Origin of the sequence: Arthrobacter sp. Soil764, assembly GCF_001428075.1 — a bacterium.
Lineage (GTDB): Bacteria > Actinomycetota > Actinomycetes > Actinomycetales > Micrococcaceae > Arthrobacter.
Map to the genome: position 1 here is coordinate 1 of NZ_LMSI01000019.1, position 24317 is coordinate 24317.

General features: G+C 66.6%; 18 protein-coding genes. 7 read left to right on the forward strand and 11 right to left on the reverse strand.

Annotation, left to right across the window (positions count from 1 at the left end):
* Positions 1-1031: lipoyl synthase (gene lipA, locus ASG86_RS09740; protein WP_056333965.1), on the reverse strand; the 1031-nt coding region annotated here is incomplete at its 3' end.
* 98 nt (positions 1032-1129) lie between these two features.
* Positions 1130-1798, reverse strand: coding sequence for a lipoyl(octanoyl) transferase LipB (gene lipB / locus ASG86_RS09745; protein ID WP_056333212.1), 669 nt, complete (start codon positions 1796-1798; stop codon positions 1130-1132).
* A 136-nt stretch (positions 1799-1934) separates the two neighbouring features.
* Here lipB and ASG86_RS09750 point away from each other — a divergent pair, with 136 nt between their 5' ends.
* A complete protein-coding gene (locus ASG86_RS09750) occupies positions 1935-3572 on the forward strand; it encodes a protein kinase domain-containing protein (RefSeq protein ID WP_056333214.1) in 1638 nt (545 codons plus the stop codon).
* Here the strand turns inward: ASG86_RS09750 and ASG86_RS09755 are convergent.
* Complete coding sequence (locus tag ASG86_RS09755; protein WP_056333217.1) at positions 3569-4471, reverse strand: TIGR01777 family oxidoreductase; 903 nt, start codon at positions 4469-4471, stop codon at positions 3569-3571. The genes ASG86_RS09750 and ASG86_RS09755 overlap by 4 nt on opposite strands.
* Before the next feature lie 73 nt (positions 4472-4544).
* Here ASG86_RS09755 and ASG86_RS09760 point away from each other — a divergent pair, with 73 nt between their 5' ends.
* The gene (locus ASG86_RS09760) at positions 4545-8093 is read left to right on the forward strand and encodes a S41 family peptidase (RefSeq protein ID WP_056333219.1); all 3549 of its coding nucleotides are present in this window, start codon (positions 4545-4547) and stop codon (positions 8091-8093) included.
* 82 nt (positions 8094-8175) lie between these two features.
* Here ASG86_RS09760 and ASG86_RS09765 read toward each other — a convergent pair whose 3' ends face one another.
* The 5 genes from ASG86_RS09765 to ASG86_RS09785 all read right to left on the reverse strand — a co-directional run bounded on the left by ASG86_RS09765 (position 8176) and on the right by ASG86_RS09785 (position 14362).
* Entirely contained in the window at positions 8176-8604 is a 429-nt protein-coding gene (locus ASG86_RS09765) for an OsmC family protein (protein WP_056333222.1), read from the reverse strand.
* Positions 8605-8793: 189 nt separating this feature from the next.
* Positions 8794-9147, reverse strand: coding sequence for a hypothetical protein (locus tag ASG86_RS09770; RefSeq protein ID WP_056333225.1), 354 nt, complete (start codon positions 9145-9147; stop codon positions 8794-8796).
* A 161-nt stretch (positions 9148-9308) separates the two neighbouring features.
* Positions 9309-11075 carry a 2-oxoglutarate dehydrogenase, E2 component, dihydrolipoamide succinyltransferase gene (sucB, locus tag ASG86_RS09775; RefSeq protein ID WP_056333227.1) on the reverse strand — a complete coding sequence of 589 codons (1767 nt, stop codon included), beginning with the start codon at positions 11073-11075 and terminating at the stop codon, positions 9309-9311.
* A 114-nt stretch (positions 11076-11189) separates the two neighbouring features.
* A complete protein-coding gene (gene lpdA / locus ASG86_RS09780; RefSeq protein ID WP_056333229.1) occupies positions 11190-12572 on the reverse strand; it encodes a dihydrolipoyl dehydrogenase in 1383 nt (460 codons plus the stop codon).
* Positions 12573-12838: 266 nt separating this feature from the next.
* A complete protein-coding gene (locus tag ASG86_RS09785; RefSeq protein ID WP_056333232.1) occupies positions 12839-14362 on the reverse strand; it encodes a leucyl aminopeptidase in 1524 nt (507 codons plus the stop codon).
* A 256-nt stretch (positions 14363-14618) separates the two neighbouring features.
* Between ASG86_RS09785 and ASG86_RS09790 the strand changes: the two genes are divergently transcribed.
* The 4 genes from ASG86_RS09790 to ASG86_RS09805 all read left to right on the forward strand — a co-directional run bounded on the left by ASG86_RS09790 (position 14619) and on the right by ASG86_RS09805 (position 20053).
* Positions 14619-15557, forward strand: coding sequence for a proteasome assembly chaperone family protein (locus tag ASG86_RS09790; RefSeq protein WP_056333235.1), 939 nt, complete (start codon positions 14619-14621; stop codon positions 15555-15557).
* A gap of 51 nt (positions 15558-15608) precedes the next feature.
* Positions 15609-16955: an MFS transporter gene (locus tag ASG86_RS09795; protein ID WP_056333237.1), complete on the forward strand. Its 1347-nt coding sequence runs from the start codon at positions 15609-15611 to the stop codon at positions 16953-16955.
* Positions 16956-17050: 95 nt separating this feature from the next.
* Complete coding sequence (locus ASG86_RS09800) at positions 17051-18424, forward strand: DUF4192 domain-containing protein (RefSeq protein WP_056333239.1); 1374 nt, start codon at positions 17051-17053, stop codon at positions 18422-18424.
* A 315-nt stretch (positions 18425-18739) separates the two neighbouring features.
* On the forward strand, positions 18740-20053 hold the full coding sequence (locus ASG86_RS09805) for an RNA polymerase sigma factor (RefSeq protein WP_056333241.1): 1314 nt from the start codon (positions 18740-18742) through the stop codon (positions 20051-20053).
* 194 nt (positions 20054-20247) lie between these two features.
* On the opposite strand, the gene ASG86_RS09810 is transcribed toward ASG86_RS09805, so the two are convergent.
* A complete protein-coding gene (locus tag ASG86_RS09810; RefSeq protein ID WP_013600696.1) occupies positions 20248-20469 on the reverse strand; it encodes a DUF7455 domain-containing protein in 222 nt (73 codons plus the stop codon).
* A gap of 256 nt (positions 20470-20725) precedes the next feature.
* Between ASG86_RS09810 and ASG86_RS09815 the strand changes: the two genes are divergently transcribed.
* Positions 20726-22834 (forward strand): DNA gyrase/topoisomerase IV subunit B, encoded by a 2109-nt coding sequence (locus ASG86_RS09815; RefSeq protein WP_056333244.1) that lies wholly within the window; start codon positions 20726-20728, stop codon positions 22832-22834.
* A gap of 26 nt (positions 22835-22860) precedes the next feature.
* Here the strand turns inward: ASG86_RS09815 and ASG86_RS09820 are convergent, their stop codons facing one another.
* Complete coding sequence (locus ASG86_RS09820; RefSeq protein ID WP_056333246.1) at positions 22861-23853, reverse strand: M56 family metallopeptidase; 993 nt, start codon at positions 23851-23853, stop codon at positions 22861-22863.
* Positions 23854-23859: 6 nt separating this feature from the next.
* Complete coding sequence (locus tag ASG86_RS09825; protein WP_056333249.1) at positions 23860-24243, reverse strand: BlaI/MecI/CopY family transcriptional regulator; 384 nt, start codon at positions 24241-24243, stop codon at positions 23860-23862.
* Positions 24244-24317: the final 74 nt, after the last annotated feature.

Sequence of the window (24317 nt, forward strand, 5' to 3'; positions counted from 1 at the left end):
AGGAGGGTGGCGGCTTCCTGGCGGGTGGTGCCGGAGTCCTGGATGCCGTCGGCGATGTGGGCGAGTTCGGCGGGGATGTCGCGGCCTTTTTTGCGCATGGCGGTGGCCCAGAGGCGGCCGGCGCGGTAGGAGGAGCGGACCAGGGGGCCGGACATGACGCCGAGGAAGCCGATGTCCTGGGCTTCGTGCTGGAGGTCCACGAATTCCTGGGGTTTGACCCAGCGGTCCACGGGCAGGTGCCGTTCGGAGGGGCGCAGGTATTGGGTGATGGTGATCAGGTCGCAGCCGGCCTGRTGGAGGTCGCGGAGGGCCTCTGAAATTTCKTCGCGGGTTTCGCCCATGCCCAGGATGAGGTTGGACTTGGTGACCATGCCCAGGTYCCGGCCYTGGGTGATGACGTCCAGGGACCGTTCGTAGCGGAAYGCGGGGCGGATCCGCTTGAAGATCCGGGGGACGGTTTCGACGTTGTGCGCGAAGACCTCGGGGGCGGAGTCGCAGATCGCYTTGATGTGGTCGGGGTTGCCGGAGAAGTCCGGGATGAGCAGTTCCACGCCGGTGCCGGGGTTCAGTTCGTGGATCTTGCGGACGGTTTCGGCGTAGAGCCAGACGCCTTCGTCTTCGAGGTCRTCGCGGGCCACGCCGGTGACGGTGGCGTAGCGCAGGGCCATGGACTGGACSGAGCGGGCCACCTTGGTGGGTTCGAACATGTCCACGGGGGAGGGTTTGCCGGTGTCGATCTGGCAGAAGTCGCAGCGGCGGGTGCATTCGGASCCGCCGATCAGGAAGGTGGCTTCCTTGTCTTCCCAGCATTCGAAGATGTTGGGGCAGCCGGCTTCYTCGCAGACCGTGTGCAGGCCTTCCTTYTTCACCAGGTTCTTCAGSCCGACGAACTCSGGGCCCATCTGGACCTTGGCCTTGATCCATTCCGGTTTGCGTTCCACCGGGACCGCAGCGTTTCGCTGCTCGATCCGCAGCATCTTCCGGCCTTCAGGTGCCAGTAGGTTCTTCAGGCCGACGAACTCGGGGCCCATCTGGACCTTGGCCTTGATCCATTCCGGTTTGCGTTCCACCGGGACCGCAGCGTTTCGCTGCTCGATCCGCAGCATCTTCCGGCCTTCAGGTGCCAATGTCACAGTAGAGCTCCTTCAGGGCTCGAAACCAATGCTTCTTCATGTTTGCGGAATTCCTCCACGAACCGGTCCACGATATCCGCGGGCCGGATGTCCCTGCCTGTCTCCTGGGACATGGTGGTCACGCCGGCGTCTGTGATGCCGCAGGCGATGATCTGGCCGTAGGGTGCCAGGTCGTTGCTGCAGTTGATGGCAATGCCGTGCATGGTGACACCGTTCAGGACGCGGATGCCGATGGCGGCGATCTTGCGGTCCGGACCCTTGGCATCGGCCTTGATCCAGACACCTGCGCGGCCCTTGATGCGTTCGGCAGTGATGCCGTAGTCCGCCATGACGGAAATCATGACCTCTTCCAGACGCTCCACGTAATCACGGATGCCGGCGCGGTTCTTCAGCTTCAGGATGGGGTAGGCAATCAGCTGGCCCGGTCCGTGCCAGGTAAGTTTGCCGCCGCGGTCCACGGCGACAACCGGCGTGCCGTCAAACGGCCGCTCGTGGTCCTCGGTCAGTTTGCCGGCCGTGTATACGGCGGCGTGCTCCAAGAGCAGGACTGTGCTGGGCGCAACTCCGGCGACAACCTTGTCATGGAGTTCGCGCTGGGCATCCCAGCCTTCCATGTAATCAACGAAGTCAGGGGCAAGACCCAGCCGTGAAAACTCAAGAGTCATGGCATCCAGCTTAGACCCCGAAGCCGTGCCGGCCGGGTTTAGTGTCCAAGCTCACCGGCTGCCCGCTTTGTGACCGCAACAGCCGGGCCTGTGGATAACTTCTGCGGCGCGGCCGAAACTCGACTAGACATGCAGTATGGACGATGCACAGGCGCCGGAGGTTCCCGGTTACGACGTCGGGCGGTTGCTGGGCAGGGGCGGCAGCGCCGACGTATGGCTGGCCAGGGAACAAGGCAGCGGCAGGGATTTCGCGCTCAAGTGCTTCCGCTCCGGGTGCAGTGGAATCCGGGGCAGCGCAGCCCTCAGCGAGGAGGACGTGAGGCGGGAGATCCGGATCCTGTCCGTCCTGGAGCACCAGCACCTCATTAAGGCCCACGACGCGGTGCGCGTGGCGGGACCCGGCGGCGGCACGGCCTTGAGCATGGATTATGCCGCCGGCGGCTCGCTGGCCCAGTTGGTGGCTGCCCGTGGCAGGCTCAGCGTGGGGGAGACGGTCACCGTTCTGACCCCCATCGCCCAGGCACTTGGCTACCTGCATGGAAAAGGGTTCACGCACTCGGACGTGTCGCCGGGGAACGTGCTGTTCACGGGGCAGGGGAAACCGATGCTGTCCGACCTGGGTGTTGCGCGGATGCTTGGCGATCCGGGCAGCACAGGGACTGTTGGTACGGGGGGCTTCCTGGATCCGTCGCCGGTGGATGCCGTCCGCGCCGGACTCCAGCCGGGACGGGACGTCTACGCGGTGGCCGCCCTGGGCTGGTTCTGCCTGACGGGTGAGGCCCCTGGCCGCACCGCCGACCGTCCGCCGCTGTCCCTCCTGGTTCCCGGCGTCCCCAAGGATCTTGCGGCCGCCCTGGAAGCAGGACTGAACGAGGACCGGCGGCTGCGCCCTGACGCGCTGGCCCTGGCCACGGCCGTTTACCGCAGTGCCGAACCCCAGCCCGTGGATCTTTCGGATGCCGTCCATCCCACCGTCCTGCCGGAGCTGCTGACGCGGCGCCACGTTCCCGCCACCCCAAAAGGCGGCAGCCTTCGGGCGAAACTCCAGGGCGTGCGGCGGCGGGCGGTGACATCCCGCTGGTCCGCCCGGCCCGTGCCACAAGAGAACAGGAACCGGCGGCAGTCAAAGGCGGTGCAGTCCCGGGGTAAACATGCGGATGCGCCCCTTGCCTCCCGGGGTACCCGCATGCTTCTGCCTGTGATGGTCCCGGCCGTTGCCGCCGCCGCGGCGGGAATGTGGTGGCTGTCCGCGGGGTCAGGGCAGGAGATATGGGCCTCGGCAAACGTATCGCCGCCGGTGTCTGCGGACCCATCCGGGGCGGTCGCCGTCGGAACGGGCGCAGCTGCATCTGTTGACGGTGCCCGGCAGCGGGCCGGCGCAGTTGATCCCGTACTTGCCGTGCAGGGGCTGGCGGCGCTGCGGGACTATGCCTTCAGCAGCGGCAGGCTGGAACTGCTGTCGGAGGTGAACGCGTCCGGGTCTGCTGCAGCGGCCGCCGACGAGCGCACCGCCGGCGAACTTCATGCTTCCAGGCGCCGCCTTGACGGCTTTACCAGCACCCTGTCCGGGATGGTGGTGGAAGACGGGGGAACCGCGCACCAGGCCGTAGTCCGGGTCACCTCAGCCGCCTCCGGCTACCACACAGTCAGCGCGGATGGCACGGTGCTGGCAGCGGGTGCTCCCAGTCCGCCACAGCCCCTTCGGCTGGTCCTGGTGATGGTCGATGGCCGGTGGCGCGTTAGCGACATCCTTGCGGCATCCGGTTCCGGCTAGGCGCTGCCGCCCTTGCCGGCCACCCAGCGGGCTGCATCTTCCAAACGTCCGTGCTGCCACTGGAACCCGGCCGATGACAGGACCGCAGGTTCCATCCGCTGGCTGTACAGCAGCAGCTCCTCGCCGAGGCCCGGCATGACGGTCCGCAGCACAGGTGCCGGAACCCGCAGCACGGCCGGCCGGTGCATGGCGTGGGCCAGGGCCCCGATGATCGTGGTGACGTCCGCCTGCTCCGGTGCGTTGACATTCACGGGGCCGGAGACCGGTGAGCCGAGGAGGAAAAGGAAGGCGGCGGTAACGTCCGGAAGCGTCACCCAGGGCCAGAACTGGTGGCCGTTGCCGAACGGACCTCCAACGCCCAAACGCAGCAGCGGAAGCAGCTTCCCCAGTGCTCCACCGGAACGGCTGAACACCACCCCGGTGCGGGGCGTTACCACCCGCACCCCTGCCGGAGCCGTGTGGGCAGCCTGCTCCCACTCAATGCAGATCTGCGCCAGCGTCCCGGAACCCGCGGGCGCGTCTTCGCGCAGGACCGTATAACCCGCATCGCCGTAGTAGCCCGAACCTGACTGGCTGATGAAGGTTGCCGGCGGAGCATCCAGCTGCGCCATGGCGTGCACCAAAGTCCTGGTGGGCCCCAACCGGGAACTGAACAGTTCCTCCAACCGCTTCCGCGTCCACGGCCTGTCTCCGATGCCTGCACCGGAGAGATTGACCACAGCATCTGCCCCGGCCAGCGCGCCTGGATCCAGGATGCCGGCGGCGGGGTCCCAGCGGATTTCGGCGGGGCCGGCTGGCGGCCGGCGGACCAGGGTCGACACCGAGTGGCCTGCGCTGCGGAAGGCTGCGGACATGGAAGTGCCGATGAGCCCGGAGGCGCCGGCCATGACGATATGCATGGTCCATCTCACCATGGCAGCGCGCGTTGTGTACCTCCCGCTGCGCAGGTGGGGGGTTGACTATGATCGAACGATGACCTCTTCGAGCTACTTCCGTTTCCCGCATGTGCACAGCGATCTGGTCACTTTCGTGGCCGAGGACGACGTGTGGATTGCGCCCCTGGACGGCGGCCGCGCCTGGCGTGTCTCGTCGCTCCAGCTTCCCGCCCGCAACCCGCGTTTCACCCCTGACGGCAAGCGCCTGGTGTGGACGGTTGTGCAGGGAACGGCGCCGGAAGTCGTGTCGGCACAGGTCGACGGCGGCGGATACCGGCAGCTCACCTACTTCGGCCACAGCACCACAAAGGTTAAGGGGTTCACCGCCGGTGGTTCCGTCGTGGTCACCAGCGCCTTCCGCCAGGCTGAGAGCCGGCACACCCACGCCTACAGCGTCCCCCTGGAGGGCGGCTGGGCGCAGGAGCTTCCATACGGTCCGGTGGAGTCCGTAGCCTTCGGCCCCGAGGTCGGCGATGAACGGCCCGTGGTGCTGGCAAGCGTGCTGTCGCGTGAACCGGCATGGTGGAAGCGGTACCGGGGCGGGACGGCCGGCAAGTTGTGGATCGACCGCGACGGCAACGGCGAGTTCGAGCGCCTGGTGCCGGACCTTGACGGCAACCTCACCGATCCGCTGTGGGTGGACGGCCGGATCGCCTTCCTGTCCGACCACGAAGGGTACGGCAACCTGTACTCGGTCCTTCCCAGCGGAAAGGACCTGCGCCGCCATACCGACCACCAGGACTTCTACGTCCGGCACGCCGCCACGGATGGAAAGCGGGTCATCTTCGAATCCGCCGGGGAACTCTGGATCCTCCGTGATCTTGGCTCGGAAGCCGTAAAGCTGGACATCACCCTCGGCTCGGCCACGCAGACCAGGCGTCCTGCCCTCCTTGATGCCGTCAAGCACCTTGGTGCGGTGGCGCCGGACGTGGCAGGTTCCGCCAGCGCGGTGGAGTCGCACGGGACCATCCATTGGCTGAGGCACAAGGATGGTCCGTCCCGCATCATCGAGGCCACCCCGGGAGTCCGCGGCCGGCTGCCGCGGCCGCTGGGGGACGGCCGCATCGCCTACATCGCTGACCACGACAACGTGGAAGCACTGCACATCAAGGACATTGCCGCGCCGGTTCCGCACACTGCCGGGCACACGGGGGCAGGCGCCACCCAGGCCGCCGCAGCATCGGAAACACCAGCGTCACCAACTCCCGGTTCCGGAGACACAGCAGAGACCGGCGCGGCAGGGACGGAAACGGTGAGCCTGCCGCAGCCTGTTCCCGCGGCCGGCGCGGCGGTACTGGAGGGACGTGCGCCCCACGTTGCCGCAGACGACGAACAGCAGGCAGATGTGGCCCCGGCTCCGGCACCCGCAGCTGACGCCCCGGAACCCGCGGCAGGGACAGGCATCATAGTCCCCACGCCGTCACGTGCCAGTTCGCTGGAAGCAAGCCCGGACGGACGCTGGCTTGCCCTCGGGACATCCTTTGGCGACGTCTACGTCCTGGACACCCGCAGCGGCCAGCTCACGCAGGTGGCAAGCATCGGCGAAGGCAGCATTTCCGAACTGGCATGGTCCGCGGACTCGCGCTGGCTGGCCTGGTCCGAGCCGGTCACGTCCTTTGGTTCGCGCAGCCGGCTGCGGCTGGCTACTGTGGAGCGGCTCGACGCCGAACCGGTGGACGTTACCGACGGCCGTTTCCGCGACGCCTCGCCGGCCTTCACCCCGGACGGCAGGTTCCTCGCCTTCCTGTCCAACCGCAGCTTCGATCCCGTGTACGACGGACATTCGTTCGACCTCTCGTTCCCCAGCCCCATCAAGCCGTACCTGGTGGCACTCTCGGCAGAGACGCCGTCGCCCTTTGGCCCGTCGGTTGATCCTGCCGGCGTGGAACCGGAAACCGCATCGAACGCGGATGCCGCGGCAGGCGGCGACGGACGGGAAGATGCCGTGCCTGCCGTTCACGTGGACGCGGAGGGACTGGCGCACCGGGTCATCAGTGTCCCCGTGCCGCAGGGCAACTACACCTCGCTGAAGGCCGTTGACGGCGGCCTCCTCTGGCTCGACTCCGCCCTGGCCGGCGTAACCGGCGACGGAAAAGCCAGCCAGGAGGACAAGGATGCCCGGCCCAGCCTGGTCCGGTATGACATCGCACGGCGCAAACAGACCACCCTGGTGGATGCCGTGGACAGCTACCGCCTCTCCGGCGACCGCAGCAAGGTGGCAGTCGTTGCCGACAAACAGGTCACCGTGGTTCCATCGGACGCCAAGGCGGACGAAGACTCCGGCAAGGTGGTCAAGGTGGACCTTGGCCGGATCCGCGTCCTCATGGACCCGCTCAGCGTCTGGGGCCAGGCCTTTGATGAGGCCTGGCGGCTGCAGCGGGACTTCTTCTGGACCGAGGACATGGCCGGGCAGGACTGGGACTCCATCCATGCCCGCTACCGGCCCTTGGTTCAACGGCTGGGTTCGCACGATGACCTGGTGGACCTCCTGTGGGAACTCCACGGCGAGCTGGGGACCTCCCACGCGTACGTGCGCCCCGCCCCTGTTACCGAACGTGGCAGCCGGGGACAAGGCAGGCTCGGCGCGGACCTCGCGCACACTGCCCGCGGCTGGGAAATTACCCGCATCCTGGCGGGCGAGTCCTCCGACCCCCTCGCGACCTCCCCGCTCACCAGGCCTGGCGTCGGTGCCAGGGCGGGGGACATCCTGCTGGCCATCGACGGCGTCCCGTTGTCCGAAGTCGTCACCCCGGCCATGCAGCTGGTGGGCGCAGCAGGCCGCGCCGTGGAGCTGACCCTCCTCAACGGCCCTGGGCACGGTGCTGCTGAAGGCACCCAGCGCCGGGTCGCCGTCGTGCCCATCAAGGATGAGGAACGCCTGCGCTACCAGGAATGGGTTGCCGGCAACCGGCGGACTGTCCGGGAGGCCTCCAATGGAACCTTCGGCTACCTCCACATTCCGGACATGATGGCCAACGGCTGGGCCCAGCTGCACCGCGACCTCGATACGGAAACAGCGCTCGACGGCCTGATTGTCGACGTCCGCCGCAACCGTGGCGGACATACGTCGCAGCTGGTGGCGGAACTGATCGGCCGCAAGGTCACCGGATGGAGCATGCCGCGCGGGGAGAAACCGCGCACGTACCCGCACCACGCGCCCAGGGGGCCAGTGATCATCCTTGCGGACGAGTTTGCCGGATCCGACGGCGACATCATCACCCAGGTGTCGAAGCTGCGGGGCATCGGCCCGGTCATTGGAACACGGACGTGGGGCGGTGTGGTGGGCATCGACAACCGGTTTGCGCTGGCGGACGGCACGGGCGTCACCCAGCCCCGCTACGCCAACTGGTTCAGCGGCGGCGTTGGCTGGGGCGTGGAAAACTACGGCGTGGATCCGGACATCGAAGTGACCTACCCGCCCCACGCCTACGCGGCGGGCCGCGATCCGCAGCTGGAGTACGGCATCGGGGCGCTGAAGGAAATGATCCAGGAACTGCCCACCGACCGGCCGCCGGCCCGTTCGGGCTACCGCCGCCTGAAGCCCGCACCCCTGCCGGCCCGCCGGCAGGGGAGCCAGCAGCCGTAGCTCCAGACGGTAACTAAAACGCCCTGCCTGGCCGGAAAATCTTCCGGCCGGGCAGGGCGTTTTGGTTAGCGCGGGGCGGGGCCTAGGCCTCCAGCGTGGCGTCCAGCGTGATGTCGATGCTGGCGAGGGCGCCGGAGACGGGGCAGCCCACCTTGGCGTCCGCTGCGATCTTCTGGAACTCATCCTCTGAGATGCCGGGGACGCGGGCTGACATGGTCAGGTGGCTGCCGGTGATGCCCGTGCCCGGCACGAAAGTAACATCTGCCTTGGTGCGCACTTCCTCCGGTGTGTGGCCTGCATTGGCCAGTTCATTGCTAAAGGCCATGGAGAAGCAGGCAGCGTGGGCTGCAGCGATCAGCTCTTCCGGGCTCGTCTTGCCGTTGGCCGCTTCAGTCCTGGCCTTCCACGTGACATCGAAGGTGCCCAGGCCTGAGGTGGCCAGGCTGGTGGTGCCGGAACCCTCCGTCAGGTTGCCGTTCCATACTGCGTTTGCTGAACGTGTTGCTGCCATGTCACTCCTCAGATTGATCCTTACCGGGGCAGGCTGCTGCCAGGACCCCGCCGCTACCCATCCTAGGGATTCGGCACCGCAGGCGCACGGGTTGTCCGCTGTCAGAGGATTGTGACCATGGCGTTAAAACGCCGCCGACGGCGCCCCTGTGAAGGGGGCGCCGCCGGCGTAGGGTGCGGATGGAGCCGCTTACTGCCACAAGGTGGCGATGGCGATGTTGACCAACGCCAGTCCGCCGACGCCGTGCGCGAGGCCGGTGGAGACAGGCTGCCCGTTCTTGACCTTGCGGGTTCCAATGACTGCCAGGACGGCAACCACGACGGCAATGACGAACTTGATGCCCAGCTTGGCGTAGTTGGGGTCGGAGTCCGGCAGGAACGGCAGGATGCCCATCATGGCGATGCCGGTGAGGAGCTGCAGGAAGGCGCCGTCACGCTGGCGCGGGTGCACCGTGGGGGTCCGCATCGTGGCGATCCAGTAGCCCACGATCATGGCGGCGCCCACGACGTGCAGGAAGACCAGGATGTTGAAGAGAATATTCATGGCTCCAGCTTAGCCAGTCAGTTCTACGGCCCGTAGCAAAGCCACGCGGACGTCAGCTCCGGCGGCCCCGGGCTGCTTCAGCTTAAAACCGCGACGGCGGCGCCGGCTGCGGGAGGTTTCCCACCCGTGCCGGCACCGCCGTCGTTGTACTGCTCTGAAGGTTACAGTCCCAGGTCCGCTTCGAAGGCGCCTTCTTCGAGGCGTGCCTTCAGGGTCTGGAGGAACCGGCCTGCGTCGGCACCGTCCACCAGGCGGTGGTCGTACGTCAGGGACAGGTACATCATGGAGCGGATGGCGATTGAGTCGTCACCGTTTTCGTCAGAAACCACAACGGGCCGCTTGACGATGGCGCCGGTACCCAGGATGCCCACCTGCGGCTGGTTGATGATCGGGGTGTCGAACAGCGCGCCCACCGAACCGATGTTGGTGATGCTGAACGTGCCGCCGGACAGCTCGTCCGGGCCGATCTTGCCGTCGCGGGTGCGGGAGGCAACGTCAGCGATCTTGCCGGCCAGGCCGGCGAGGTTCAGGTTGCCGGCGTCGGCGATGACCGGAACCAGCAGGCCCTTGTCCGTGTCGACGGCGATGGCCAGGTGTTCGGCGTTGTGGTAGGTGATTTCCTGCTTTTCCTCGTCGTACGCAGCGTTGAGCTTGGGGTGCTGCTTGAGGGCCTCGGCAACAGCCTTGGCGATGAAGGGCAGGAACGTCAGCTTGGTGCCGTTCTGGGCCTGGAACGAGTTCTTGGCCCGGGCACGCAGCTTGGCGACCTTGGTCATGTCCACCTCGTGGACCTGGGTCAGCTGGGTGGAGATCTCCAGGGATTCGCGCATGCGCCGGGCAATGACCTGGCGGATGCGGGGAGCCTTCTGGGTGGTGCCGCGCAGCGAGGAAGCAGCTGCAGCCGATGCGGCCGGTGCGGACGCGGCAGGAGCTGCGGCCGGAGCGGCAGCGGGAGCGGCCTTGGCCTCAGCGGCGGCCATGACGTCCTGCTTGCGGATGCGGCCGCCAACGCCGGTGCCGGAGAGCGAGGAGATGTCCACGCCGTGCTGGTTGGCCAGCTTGCGGACCAGGGGAGTGACGTAGCCGGACTCGGAGCCGCCGGCCGGTGCCGCCTCCTGGGCTGCGGGAGCAGCGGCGGGAGCGGGGGTCGCCTTGGGGGCTTCCTGGGCGGGTGCCGGGGCAGCTGCAGCCGGGGCTTCCTGCTTGGGTGCTTCCTGCTTGGGTGCTTCCTGCTGCGGAGCGGCAGCCGGGGCCGGTGCAGCCTGGGGTGCCGGAGCAGCGGCTGCGCCGGAACCGATCACGGCAAGCACGGAACCGACTTCAGCGGTCTCGTCCTCGTTGACCCGGATTTCCTGCAGCGTGCCGGCAACCGGGGACGGAATCTCGGTGTCCACCTTGTCCGTGGAGACCTCCAGCAGGGGTTCGTCGACCTCCACCTGGTCGCCAACGGCCTTGAGCCAGCGGGTGACGGTTCCTTCGGTGACGCTTTCGCCCAGTGCGGGGAGGGTTACCTCGTGGCTTTCGCCGCCGCCGGCAGCCGGCGGCTCCTGTGCGGGGGTTTCCTGTGCCGGTGCTTCCTGGGCGGGAGCTGCTTCAGCCGGTGCTTCCTGCGCAGGAGCTGCTTCCGCGGGAGCCTCCTGGGCCGGTGCGGCAGCGGGAGCTTCTTCGGCGGGTGCGGAGCCGCCGCCGGAGCCGTCACCGATGCGCACCAGGGGTGCGCCTACCTCGGCGGTCTCGTCTTCTGCGACCAGGATTTCTTCAATCACGCCAGCTACGGGAGAGGGGATTTCAGTGTCTACTTTGTCGGTGGAGACTTCGAGCAGCGGCTCGTCCACCTCTACCCGGTCACCTACCTGCTTGAGCCAGCGGGTGACGGTTCCTTCGGTGACACTCTCACCGAGGGCGGGCAAGTTAACGGATTCAGACATGTCGTCCCCGTTCTCCTTATTGATCTTTAGTGCGAATGATTGCTGCCTTGTTGGAAGCCTAGTGCACCCGGTCTGGACGACCGGGTGCACCGGGCCTGGTAATGCTGGGGAAACCTAGCCGTGCAGCGGCTTGCCGGCCAGCGCCAGGTGGGCTTCGCCGAGGGCTTCGTTCTGGGTGGGGTGGGCGTGCACCAGCTGTGCCACGTCCTCCGGGTAGGCTTCCCAGTTCACGATCAGCTGGGCCTCACCCACCTGCTCGCCCATGCGTGCGCCGATCATGTGGACGCCCACCACGGGGCCGTCCTTCTGGCGGACCAGCTTGACCAGGCCGGAGGTGCCCAGGATGGAGCTCTTGCCGTTGCCGGCCAGGTTGTATTCCTGGGTCTGGACCTGGTCTTCGCCGAACTTTTCCTTGGCAGCCTTTTCGGTGTAGCCGACGGTGGCGATTTCGGGTTCGGAGTAGGTGACCTTGGGGATGTTGATGTCTTCGACCACTACGGGCTTCAGGCCGGCGATTTCCTCGGCCACGAAGATGCCCTGCTGGTAGCCGCGGTGGGCCAGCTGCACGCCCGGGACGATGTCGCCCACGGCGTAGATGTTGCCCACGCCGGTGTGCAGGCGCTCGTTGGTGATGACGAAGCCGCGGTCGATGGTGACGCCGGCTTCCTCGTAGCCCAGGTTGGCCGTGACGGGGCCGCGGCCGACGGCGACCAGCAGCAGGTCCGCTTCGAACGTCTTGCCGTCCACCAGGGTGACCTTGACGCCGTCGTCATTCTGCTCCACGCCCTGGAAGAAGATGCCGGTGGAGAACTTGATGCCGCGCTTCTTGAAGGCGCGCTCGAAGTTCTTGACGATCGTGGCGTCCTCGTTGGGAACGAGGGAGGGCAGGCCTTCGACGATGGTGACGTCCACGCCGAACGACTTCCAGACCGAGGCGAATTCGACGCCGATGACGCCGCCGCCCAGGATGATGGCGCTCTTGGGGATGAAGTCCATGGTCAGGGCCTGGTCGGAGGTGATGACCTTGCCGCCGATTTCCAGGCCCGGGAGGGTGCGCGAGTAGGAGCCGGTGGCCAGGACGATGTTCTTGCCCTTGTACGCGGTGCCGTTCACCACAACGGTGTCGGTGCCCTGCAGCTTGCCTTCGCCCTCGATGACGGTGATGCCCTTGGACTTGATGAGTCCCTGCAGGCCCTTGAACTTGCCGGCGATGATGCCGTCCTTGTACGCGTTGACGGCGTTGATGTCGATGCCGTCGAGGGTGACGTTCACGCCGTACTTGGCGGAGTCACGGGCGTGGTCGGCCAGCTCTGCGGAGTGCAGCAGGGCCTTGGTGGGGATGCAGCCGTTGTGGAGGCAGGTGCCGCCCAGCTTGCCCTTCTCCACGAGGCCGACGGTGAGGCCGAGCTGTACCCCGCGCAGCGCCGCAGCGTATCCGCCGCTGCCGCCACCGAGTACCAGGATGTCGAATTCTTGCGCAGTTGCCTGATCGGCCACTAAAACGCTCCCTCGCGTGAACGATGACGCGTTCTGCGCGCATCATCTGGTCTTGGAACTTGCACTGCCGTGATTATGTCAGCAGGGCAACTCTCTTGCATTTGTGACTACCGTGGTTCACCTTAGCGAACCACCTATCCATGCTCCACCTTGGCGCTGTGTTTGTGGAGCGCTTGTGTCCAGTGTCACGCGGCTCTGTGGTACAGGAATCACTGCACTTCAGAACCGCGTGACACAGGCGCTGCAACCTTCGTCCGGACAGCTTTTCAGGCCGCGGCCAGGATGTCCTCGACGTAGGCGACCAGGGTACGGACGGTGCATCCGGTGCCCTGCTTGTGGGTGTAGCCGTAGGGGCTGCCGTTGTTAAAGGACGGCCCCGCGATATCGATGTGCGCCCAGGGGATCTGGTCGCCTGCCTTGTCCTTACCCACGAACTCGCGCAGGAACACGGCAGCGGTCATCATGCCGCCGTGGCGTTCGCCAATGTTGGCCAGGTCCGCCACCTGGGAATCCAGGCTGGGCCGCAGTTCCTCCGGCAGGGGCATGGGCCAGACGAGCTCGCCGGCGCGGTCCGCCGCTGCCTTGAGGGCGCCCGTGACTTCCTCCGAGCCCATGACACCGGCAGTGCGGTTGCCCAGGGCGATGAGCTGCGCGCCGGTCAGCGTGGCCACATCGATGATGGCGTCCGGGTATTCGCGGCTGGCGGCGACGATGCCGTCCGCCATCACCAGGCGGCCTTCGGCGTCGGTGTTGAGGACTTCCACCGTCTTGCCGCCGAACATGGTCAGCACGTCGGCAGGGCGGGACGCGCCGCCGCCGGGCATGTTCTCTGCGATGCACAGCCAGGCGGTGGCCTTCACCGGCAGGCCCAGGCCGGCGAGGGCCAGGACAGTATTAAGGACGACGGCGGCGCCCGCCATGTCGCTCTTCATGTCGCCCATGTTCAGGGCCGGCTTGAGGGAGATGCCGCCGGTGTCGAACGTGATGCCCTTGCCTACCAGGGCAATTTTGGCGGCGGCCTTGGCGGGGGAGTACTCGACCTTGACCAGCCGCGGCTGCCGGGTGGATCCCTTGCCGACGCCCATGATGCCGCCGAAGCCTTCCTTTTCAAGGCGCTTCTCATCCCAGACGGTGACCTTGACGGGCAGGCCCTTGGCGAGGTCCTTGGCGGCCTCGGCGAAGGACTCCGGGTACAGGTGGCTCGGCGGCGTGTTGACCAGGGACCGGGTGGCGTTGACGGCCTTCGCCAGCAGACCGGCCCGCTTCAGGGCGGAGTCCACGCCAGTGTTGCCTGCCAGTTCCGTGAAGATGACGGCATTGCGGACGGGATCCTTGAGCCCGTCGGTGGAAGTCCGGAACTCGGTGAAGGAATAGGCGCCCAGCGCGGCACCTTCGGCGACAGCCGTGACATCCTGGACGGTCGCCGTCGGGAATGCCAGCGTCACCGTGGGGAGGCCGGCCAGTTGCCGGATGGCCGATCCTGCCGCGCGGCGGAGGGATTCGCCCCCGGGCGGGCTGCCGTCAGCCACTTTTCCCACCCCGGCGAGGACCAGGATGCCGGCGCCGGTCTCAGGCAGGCCGGGGAGGCGGACCAGCTGGTCCGCCGCGCCGGTCATACCAAGTGCCTTGAGCGAGTCAGCGAGGGCCTCCGCGGACTTCGCCGTGAGGGGGTTGTCCAGCAGGACTGGTCCGTCGCTTCCCTGCCCCACCCCGATGACCACTGCGTCGCTGGGGTTCTTCTTAAGGTCCCGCGAGACGGTACTAAGGTTGATTTCAGTATTCTTGACCACAGGGATGAGTCCTCAATTCTCGAAACGTTCGGGCAGGGATGCATGTTGGGCGCCCTGCCATGGTGGCCGGGATCCGGCCGTTCTGGACGGCGCCCGGGTACGTGCAAGCCCGCCTGGCAGGCCAGTTCCGATCGTAGCCCTTCCCCTGCATGGCCGTTGAATTTCCTGAGATGTGCGCCACAGCGTGCCGCGGAATGCCGGCTGCCCCTGCCGCGTTATGCAGGATGTCCACCCGTACCCCTGAAAGGAACACGCCGTGCTTGAACGGATTTCCGGCACCCTGCTGGACCCCGACGCGCTCTATGCCAGCAACATCGAGCTGTTCCACAGCCCTGAGTTGCAGGGACTGGACCTGGTGATGGGTTTCACGGGGTTCGCCGACGCCGGCCATGTGGTCAAGCAGATCAACGCCGAGCTGCTGGACACCCTCGATGCCCAGCCCGTTGCTGTCTTCGATGCCGACCAATTAATTGACTACAGGTCCCGGCGGCCGCACCTGAGCTTCGTGGAAGACCACATCCAGGACTACCAGGAGCCGCGCCTGGCCCTGTACCGGCTGGTGGATGGGCTGGGGAAGCCATTCCTCCTCCTGGCCGGCTTCGAACCCGACCTGCAGTGGGAACGGTTCGCCCGTGCCGTGGTGAACATCGTGGAAAAGCTGGACGTCAACCTGGTCACCTGGATCCACTCAATCCCCATGCCCGTGCCCCATACCCGGCCCGTCGGCGTGACGGTGCATGGGAACCGGCCCGAGCTGATCGAGGGCATCTCCGTCTGGAAGCCCACCGTTGAAGTTCCGGCTGCTGTCGGCCACATCCTGGAGTTGCGCCTGGTAGAGGCAGGACGCAACGTTGCCGGATACGTCATCCACGTGCCGCACTACCTGGCTGAAGCCGAGTACCCCACCGCCGCCGTCGCCGGACTGGAATACCTTGGCGCCGCAACGTCGCTGATGCTGCCCACCGACCGGCTCCGCGAGTCCGGCCGTGAGGTCAGCCGCCAGATTGCGCAGCAGATCGAGGCGTCCGAGGAGGTCCAGCAGGTGGTCTCCCGCCTCGAGACGCGGTACGACGAGAAGGCGGACGGCATGGTGCGCAGGTCGCTCCTGGCGAATGAGAATGACGAGCTTCCCGACGCGGACGACCTTGGAGCTGCCGTGGAGGCCTACCTGGCCAGGGAGAACCCCGGTCAGTAGCAGGGCGTCACAGCATCCGGGCCGCGGGTGCGGGCCGGGCATAATGAAGTAGTGACTGCTCCCCGCGCCTGGCTTATCTGGACCATTGGAATTTTCGGGTACCTGGTGGCCGTGGCACAGCGGACGTCTTTCGGCGTGGTGGGGCTTGAGGCCACCGAGCGGTTCCATGCCAGCGCGTCCGCCATCTCCTTCTTCACAGTCCTGCAGCTGCTGGTCTACGCCGGGCTCCAGATCCCGGTGGGCCTGCTGGTGGACAGGTTCGGGTCGCGTGCCATGATCGCCGGCGGCGCAGTCCTGATGGGACTCGGACAGCTGCAGCTGGCCTTCGCCGACAGTATCCCCGGGGGAGTCCTGGGCCGTGTCCTGGTGGGTGCCGGTGACGCCATGACCTTTATTTCAGTGATCCGGCTCATCCCGCTGTGGTTCGCCCCGGCCCGCGTCCCCCTGGTCACCCAATTGACCGGCATGTCCGGACAATTGGGGCAGCTCTTCAGTGTCCTGCCCTTCGCGCTGGTCCTGCACCTGTCCGGCTGGACCCCCGCGTTCCTGATGCTGGCAGGGATGTCCGCCCTCGCCGTCGTGCTGGTACTCCTGCTCCTGCAGGATTCCCCACCGGGGACCGAGAGGCCGCACGCCCGGCAGGGGCTCAGGGCCACCGGCGCCTCGTTGGCCCGCGCCTGGAGCCAGCCCGGCACGCGGCTGGGGATGTGGAGCCACTTCACCATCCAGTTCAGCGGCACCGTGTTCGCCATGACGTGGGGCTATCCGTTCCTGATCTCCGGCCAGGGCCTGGAAGCCGGCACTGTTGCCGCCCTGATGGCGCTCTACGTCGCCGCCGCCATGGCGGTCGGTCCCTTCATTGGGCGTTTCGTTTCACGCCACCCGCTTCGCCGCTCCACCATGGTGCTGCTGATCGCAGCCGGCACCGCTGCAGCCTGGGCCGCGGTGCTGGTGCTGCCCGGACGCGCCCCGCTGTGGCTGCTGGCCGGCCTGGTGGTGGTGCTCGCAATCGGCGGCCCCGGTTCAATGATCGGCTTCGATTTCGCGCGGACCTTCAACCCCGCGCACCGGATCGGCACCGCCACAGGCATCGTCAACGTGGGCGGCTTCATCGCTGCCCTGGTGTCCATCTTCCTGATTGGCCTGGTGCTGGACGTCCTCTACGCCACCGGATTTTCACAGGGGGTGCTGTACGGCCTGGCCCCCTTCCGGCTGGCCCTGAGTGTCCAGTTCCTGCTCCTGGCCGTCGGTTCCGGGGCCATCCTGGCCTCCCGGCGGAAGGTGCGCCGGCAAATGGCCGCGCAGGGGATCGTGGTTCCGCCGCTGCGCAGCGCCATCGCCCGGCAGCGCCGGGAAAACCTTGCCCGCCGCGGCCAGCGGACGCCCTCCGACGACTGACCCTGTCCGGCCACTCTTCCTCCACTGCACGCTGGTTACACACATAACCGGATTGGCCTCTGCCTGCACCATCGCCGGCGGCGAATGCTTGAGCCATGACAGCTTCAGAACGATTAATAGTCCGCGGGCCGGAAGACATCCTTGGCTTCATTCCACACTCGCTGGGGTACTGGCCAGAGGCAAGCCTGGTGGCCATGACGCTGCACGGCACCAGGCTTGGAGCCACGCTGCGGCTTGACCTGCCCGGGCCGGGAACAATGGCGGACCTGGCCGTGTTTGCCCGTGCCGTCCGCCGCTACCTCGAATCAGACCAGGACGCTGACGGCGCTTTGCTGGCGGTCTTCACCAACGACGCCGGAATGGGCAGGCCATCTGCGCATGACCTTCTGGTCGCCGCAGTGCAGAGTGTGCTGGACCAGGCCGGGATGCCCGTGCGTGATGCCTGGTTCGTGGGCGATGAGTACTGGCGGGACGCCTTGTGCAGCGACACCACCTGCTGTCCGCTTCCAGGAAGGTCCTTGCAGGAGATCAGGGACAGCATGCTGAATACGGAAATGGTGTACCGGGGCAGCAGTGTCGGACCCGCGCCACGATCCGCGGGCGGGTCCGAAGGCCCCCAGGCTCCGGTCCCTGCCCTTCACCTGGCGGCCGTCCTTGAGGCGGAGGCCGGCTGGGAGGCTGAGCTTGGCGGGCGGTCGCGGAGCAGGGCGCACTTCACTGCCGTGCTCGACTTCTGGGAGATGCTGCTTGACCGGACCCACGCGGGCCCTTGGATTCCGGACGCTGAGCGGGATGCCTTCCTGCGCGCCACACTGCTCGTTCCCACTTGGCGCGATGCCGTGCTCGTAATGGCTGCAGCGGGCAGGGCGGCCGCGGAGGCAGGCGCGGAACAGTTTCGCGTCCTCTCGGACGGAATTGGGGACGGCAGCGACCATTGCGTAGTGGCGGTGCCGTTGCTGCCGCCGGCGGAATCCGGCGGCCGGCGGCAGGGGGCAACGGAACCGGGGATAACGGAACCGGGGATAACGGGACGGGGGACAACGGAACCGGGGGCGAAAGCCCCGCGGGCATCGAGACGCGCGGCCGGGACGCGGCGCCGGATGCCGGGTGACGTTACCGGCGCTGTTCCTGCCGGCTACGGCGAGGTCCTCATGGGACTGGCGCCGGACGTGCCGGACTGGGCGCGCCTTGACGCGCTGGACCGGGTCCTCGGGCAGCTGGCGGTGCCCGGAGGTCCGCCGGCTGCCGCGGCGCTGACGCTCCGAGGCTGGGTGGCGTGGTGCCGCGGCCGCGGCTCCTACGCTGCTGCCCATCTGGGGCAGGCCCTTGAAATCGAGCCGGAATACCGGCTGGCCGAACTCCTGCTGGACCTCGTGGGCAGGGGAACGCTCTGTGGCTGGGCCGGGCGGAAGGACGCCGCCTGGCAGAAATTCCGGACGGATCCCGCAGGGCAAAAGGAAACGTTGTGAAGCGGGGTCAACCGGCCTGAAGCGCGGAGGACATGGGACCGGCCGGGACGGGCCGGCCAAGGGCAGAAGGAATGGATGGCGGCACGGGAGGCCGGATCCGGGCAAATCGTGAGACAATAGATGCCGAGACCCGGTTGGGTCCGTGTATCGAGTGCTTGTAACCGTCCCCGCAAGGGAACATTACAGCCGCTCCGGGAGTTGTCTTAAGTGACTCTGCCGGCCGTGGTGGTGCTTGGTTTTCACCACGGACTTGACAGGGTCATAGTGGTGTTGCCCGTATGGTGATTCCACAGACCACCGCTAGAAAGGTTTTCTGTGACCCCGTCTTCCACGAAGAAGGATTCCGCCGCCCAGGATGTCTTGTCCCCTGAGGAGAAGCAGGCCGCGACCAATGCCAAGCGGGCAGCCACGCGGGCAGCCAACAAGGCTTCGGCCGGCGAGGCTGCAGGCGACGGCAAGCGCGAGCCCAAGAAGCGTGGGCCCAAGCCCGGTGCCAAGGCCGCAGCCGAGGCTGCGGGAAAGGCCGCCGGTGACGTTGACCCCGATGAGGTCGAAGACGTCGAGGAAGACCTCGACGACATCGTCCTCGAGGGTCCGGACGCAGCAGAGGACGCCGACGCCGATCCCGTCAAGGGTGCCGCCGGCAGCGGCAAGGGCTTCGTCTACTCTGATGCGGACGACGATGACGCCCCAGTGCAGCAGGTCATGTCTGCCGGCGCCACGGCTGACCCCGTCAAGGACTACCTGAAGCAGATCGGTAAGGTGGCGCTGCTCAACGCGGAGCAGGAAGTCGACCTTGCACTGCGGATCGAAGCCGGGCTGTTCGCCGAGGAGAAGATTGCCGCGGACGACGGATCCATGGATCCGAAGTACAAGCGCGAACTCGAATTCATCATCCACGACGGCAAGCGCGCCAAGAACCACCTGCTGGAGGCCAACCTCCGCCTGGTGGTCTCGCTGGCCAAGCGCTACACCGGCCGCGGCATGCTGTTCCTGGACCTCATCCAGGAAGGCAACCTTGGCCTGATCCGCGCCGTGGAGAAGTTCGACTACACCAAGGGCTTCAAGTTCTCCACCTACGCCACGTGGTGGATCCGCCAGGCCATCACCCGCGCCATGGCCGACCAGGCCCGCACCATCCGTATCCCGGTTCACATGGTTGAGGTCATCAACAAGCTGGCACGCGTCCAGCGCCAGATGCTGCAGGACCTGGGCCGCGAACCCACGCCCGAAGAGCTGGCACTGGAACTGGACATGACCCCGGAAAAGGTGGTGGAGGTCCAGAAGTACGGCCGCGAGCCGATTTCGCTGCACACCCCCCTGGGTGAGGACGGCGACTCCGAGTTCGGCGACCTGATTGAGGACTCCGAAGCTGTTGTTCCGGCCGACGCCGTGAGCTTCACCCTCCTGCAGGAGCAGCTGCACTCGGTCCTGGACACCCTTTCCGAACGCGAGGCCGGCGTGGTGGCCATGCGGTTCGGCCTCACTGACGGACAGCCGAAGACTTTAGACGAAATCGGCAAGGTCTACGGCGTCACACGCGAGCGGATCCGCCAGATCGAGTCCAAGACCATGTCCAAGCTCCGCCACCCCTCCCGGTCGCAGGTGCTCAGGGACTACCTGGACTAGGTCTCTTCCGCACATCAAAGCAGGGGCCGTTCCGAAACCCACTCGAGGTGGTTTTCGGGACGGCCCCTGTTTTGTTGCCAGCTGCTGCCGGCAGTGTCTGTCTCTGTGCCGTTAAACGGCTGCGGGGCCTAAACGGCTGCGGGGCCCTTCCTGAATGGAAGGGCCCCGCAGGTTCGTTGTTACCGATGCCTCATCTAGTCGATTTCCACGGCAGCTTTCTCGTGAAGCTTTCCCGTCTCGTCGTGCCAGTCGGAGCTCAACGGCTTGAGCGTCGCCTCGACTGCACGGGCGTGGTGGCCGCAGAACAACAGCTCACCGCCGGAGGACTCGAGTACAACCCGGACATATGCCTGAGCTCCGCAACGGTCGCACCGGTCGAGTGCGTTTAGTGTGCGGTCTGCCACTGCTGTTGTCATGTCGGCCTCCTTAGTAGATCAGTACATCTATATAACCAGTATTCGTATCCGAACCATCGCAAGGATGGGGCAAGTTCGCTGTCCGCGTATCCGCAAGGTTAGGTCAAGAATTGCCCAGTCCCGTGCATCACAAGGGCTGGTGGCGCGCCGCACATGGCGTTGAGGGTGTGGCAGGCGCCTGTGGCCGCTGCCGCCGACTACTCTGGAAGGTGCGGTCCCAGCGCCGCTTCCACGTCCCTGAAGGAGTTCATCACCAGTGGCACCAAGCTCTGAGTACACCGCCCGGCACCTTTCCGTACTGGAGGGCCTCGAAGCGGTCCGCAAGCGCCCGGGCATGTACATCGGCTCAACCGACTCGCGTGGCCTCATGCACTGCCTCTGGGAGATCATCGACAACTCCGTTGACGAGGCGCTGGCCGGGTTCGGCCACGACATCCGCATCATCCTGCACGCTGACAACTCCGTGGAGATCCACGACGACGGCCGCGGCATCCCCATCGACAAGGAACCCAAGACGGGCCTCACCGGCGTCGAAGTGGTGTTCACTAAGCTGCACGCCGGCGGAAAGTTCGGCGGCGGCTCCTACACCGCCTCGGGCGGCCTGCACGGCGTCGGCGCGTCAGTGGTCAACGCCCTGTCATCCCGGTTGGACGTCGAGGTGGACCGCGGCGGCAAGACGTACAAAATGTCCTTCCGCCGCGGCGAGCCGGGCCGCTTCAAGGACACCGGGTCCCGCCTGGACCCCTCAGCGCCGTTCACCCCGTTCGTCGATGACTCGGTGCTCGACATCGTGGGCAAGGCCAAGCGCGGCGTCACCGGAACCCGGATCCGCTACTGGGCGGACCGGCAGATCTTCACCCCCGATGCCAAGTTCTCCTACGAGGACCTCGTTGCCCGTGCCCGCCAGACCTCCTTCCTGGTGCCGGGCCTCAAGCTCACCGTGCGGGACGAACGCAAGCTCCCCGGAACCCCGGGCGAAGCGGGCCCGCATGAAGAGGTCTTCCACCACGACGGTGGAATCTCCGAGTTCGTCGAGTTCCTCGCCGCGGACCCGGCCGTCACCGACGTATGGCGGCTGCACGGATCGGGGAAGTTCAAGGAGACCGTCCCGGTCCTTGACGAACGCGGGCACAGCCAGCTGGCCGAGGTTGAACGTGACTGTGAAGTGGACGTGGCGCTGCGGTGGGGCATCGGCTACGACAGCACCGTGCGCAGCTACGTGAACATCATCGCCACCCCCAAGGGCGGCACCCACCAGTCCGGGTTCGAGCAGGCGCTGGTCAAGACATTCCGTAAAGCGGTCGAGACCAATGCCCGCAAACTCAAGGCCGGAAACGACAAGATCGAAAAGGACGACATCTTCGCCGGCCTGACGGCGGTGCTGACGGTTCGGCTCGCGGAACCGCAGTTCGAGGGCCAGACCAAGGAAATCCTGGGCACCAGCGCGGTGCGTGCCATCGTGGCAAGGGTGGTGGAGCGTGAAATCTCCGCCAAGTTGTCCTCCAGCAACCGGAACGACAAAGCCCAGTCCGCCCTGCTGCTGGAAAAGATCGTCAGCGAGATGAAGTCCCGCATCTCCGCACGTGTGCACAAGGAGACCCAACGGCGCAAGAATGCGCTGGAAACCTCCTCGATGCCCACCAAGCTCGCTGACTGCCGGACGGACGACGTCGAACGTTCCGAGCTGTTCATCGTGGAAGGCGACTCCGCACTCGGCACCGCCAAGCTGGCCCGCTCCTCCGACTTCCAGGCGCTCCTGCCCATCCGCGGCAAGATCCTCAACGTCCAGAAGGCGTCAGTGGGGGACATGCTCTCCAACGCCGAATGCGCCGCCCTCATCCAGGTGGTGGGCGCGGGCTCCGGCCGCAGCTTCGACATCAGTGCCGCGCGGTACGGCAAGGTGATCCTCATGACCGACGCCGACGTGGACGGGGCCCACATCCGGACCCTGCTGCTGACCCTTTTCTTCCGCTACATGCGGCCCATGATCCTGGAGGGCAGGGTGTTTGCCGCGGTTCCGCCGCTGCACCGGGTGGAGGTCATCAACGCCGGCCAGAAGGCCAACGAAATGATCTACACCTACTCCGAGGCCGAACTCCACGTCCTGCTGGCCCGCCTGGCCAAGGAGGGCAAGCGGTACAAGGAACCCATCCAGCGGTACAAGGGCCTGGGGGAGATGGACGCCGAGCAGCTGGCGGAAACCACCATGGACCCGCGGCACCGCACCCTGCGCAAGGTGGGGATCGAAAACGCGCAGCAGGCAGAGGAGATCTTCGACCTCCTGATGGGCTCCGACGTTTCCCCGCGCAAGGACTTCATCATCGCGGGTGCCTCAAGCCTTGACCGGGAGCGCATCGACGCCTGATTGAAGGCAGGTCCAGCGCGCCGGCGTCAGCCGAGCAGCCCGGGAACCACCAGCAGCGCCGTGGGCAACGCCAGCAGCAGGACGGAGCCGGCCAGGACGGCGCTGCGGACGGCGGCGGGAAGCTGGGGCTGCGGCGTCAGGAGGCGGCTGACCCGCGAGGCCGCGGTCCTGACGGCGTCCGAACCCGGTCCGCCCGACGCCGCCTCCAGCCCTGACAGGGCCAGCGTGGGCGAGGACGGCCGGATGTCACCGGCGCCGGCGTTTCCCGCCGAGCCGCTGGCCACGATGGCGATCGCCTTGATGAGGGTCGCCTTGCTCTCGGTCCGCAATGCAACGTCGTCGGCCAGCATCTCGATCAGCGAATTGACGGCCTCCTGGGCAAGCCGGGTGGTGGGCAGCCACGGGAGCGCCTGGCGCCAGGCAGCGAAGGCCCACAGCAGCAGGTGGTGCCGTTGGCTCAAGTGGGCGTTTTCGTGAATCAGGACGGCCCGCAGTTCGGCCGGCTCAAGGGCAGCCATCAGGCCGTCCGACAGGACGGTTACCGAGCGGGCGCCGCCGGGAAGGCAGTACGCGACGGGGGAGTCGTGGCTGATGACCAGCGTCCCTGCATCCTGGGCCGACGGGGAGGCCAGCAGGGCCAGCAGTTCGCGGTGCCGGCGCCGCTGCCGCTGGATCTTGTAGTACGTCAGCAGCAGCGTGAACACCAGGTGGGCCGTGAGCAGGGCAGCCGTGGACAACGCAAAGATATGCCAAAAGCCCAGGGCAGTGGTGGGGGCATTGAAGAGCACCATTCCTGCCAGTGCGCGGAGCCCCGCGATGAGGTTGTCCCCGATGGGTTCCAGGCCGTAGACCAACATAGCGCCGATCATGGACAGTCCACCTGCAAGCGCGATCGCCTGCCACAGCAGCATGGCCGTGAACGGCGACCTGGCCGGCCATTGTGCGCGTGACAGGAGGATCGGCACCGGCCAGGCCAGGATTATCGCAAGGACCGCCAGCAGGTATGAGGCCCAGAACATGGTGTGTTAGAGGTGGCCCAGCAGTTTGCGCAGCGTCTCGGCTTCACCTTCGGACACGGACCCGATGAAGCGGGCCAGGACGGCCTCGCGGTCCGGGGCTGAGCCCAGGACTTCATGCATGAGTTCGGCGGTGTGGTCCGCGCGGCTGGACACCGCCTGGTAGCGGTGCGGGCGGGTTCCGCGTTCGCGTTCCACCAGCCCCTTCTTTTCCAAGCGGGAGAGTACGGTGAGCACCGTGGTGACGGCCAGCTCCTTGCCTTCGTGGCCCTGCCCGCCCTGCGCTGCGGACGTGCGCGCCAGCTGGTCCCTCAGGGTATTGGCCGTAGCCGCTTCCTGGCCCGCCCAGAGCAGGTCCATGACTGCCCGTTCCAGTTCACCAAGACTAGCCATTTCACTTTTCCTTTTAATTCCCCGCACCGTGCTCTTTGGATGCACGGTGACCTCACCAGGTTTGTTCAACTACA

Excerpts from the sequence above, each read along its gene's own strand:
- lipB (WP_056333212.1), bottom strand. The coding sequence starts at position 1,798 with ATGACTCTTGAGTTTTCACGGCTGGGTCTTGCCCCTGACTTCGTTGAT.
- ASG86_RS09750 (WP_056333214.1), top strand. The coding sequence starts at position 1,935 with ATGGACGATGCACAGGCGCCGGAGGTTCCCGGTTACGACGTCGGGCGG.
- ASG86_RS09755 (WP_056333217.1), bottom strand. The coding sequence starts at position 4,471 with ATGCATATCGTCATGGCCGGCGCCTCCGGGCTCATCGGCACTTCCATG.
- ASG86_RS09760 (WP_056333219.1), top strand. The coding sequence starts at position 4,545 with ATGACCTCTTCGAGCTACTTCCGTTTCCCGCATGTGCACAGCGATCTG.
- ASG86_RS09765 (WP_056333222.1), bottom strand. The coding sequence starts at position 8,604 with ATGGCAGCAACACGTTCAGCAAACGCAGTATGGAACGGCAACCTGACG.
- ASG86_RS09770 (WP_056333225.1), bottom strand. The coding sequence starts at position 9,147 with ATGAATATTCTCTTCAACATCCTGGTCTTCCTGCACGTCGTGGGCGCC.
- sucB (WP_056333227.1), bottom strand. The coding sequence starts at position 11,075 with ATGTCTGAATCCGTTAACTTGCCCGCCCTCGGTGAGAGTGTCACCGAA.
- ASG86_RS09800 (WP_056333239.1), top strand. The coding sequence starts at position 17,051 with ATGACAGCTTCAGAACGATTAATAGTCCGCGGGCCGGAAGACATCCTT.
- ASG86_RS09810 (WP_013600696.1), bottom strand. The coding sequence starts at position 20,469 with ATGACAACAGCAGTGGCAGACCGCACACTAAACGCACTCGACCGGTGC.
- ASG86_RS09820 (WP_056333246.1), bottom strand. The coding sequence starts at position 23,853 with ATGTTCTGGGCCTCATACCTGCTGGCGGTCCTTGCGATAATCCTGGCC.
- ASG86_RS09825 (WP_056333249.1), bottom strand. The coding sequence starts at position 24,243 with ATGGCTAGTCTTGGTGAACTGGAACGGGCAGTCATGGACCTGCTCTGG.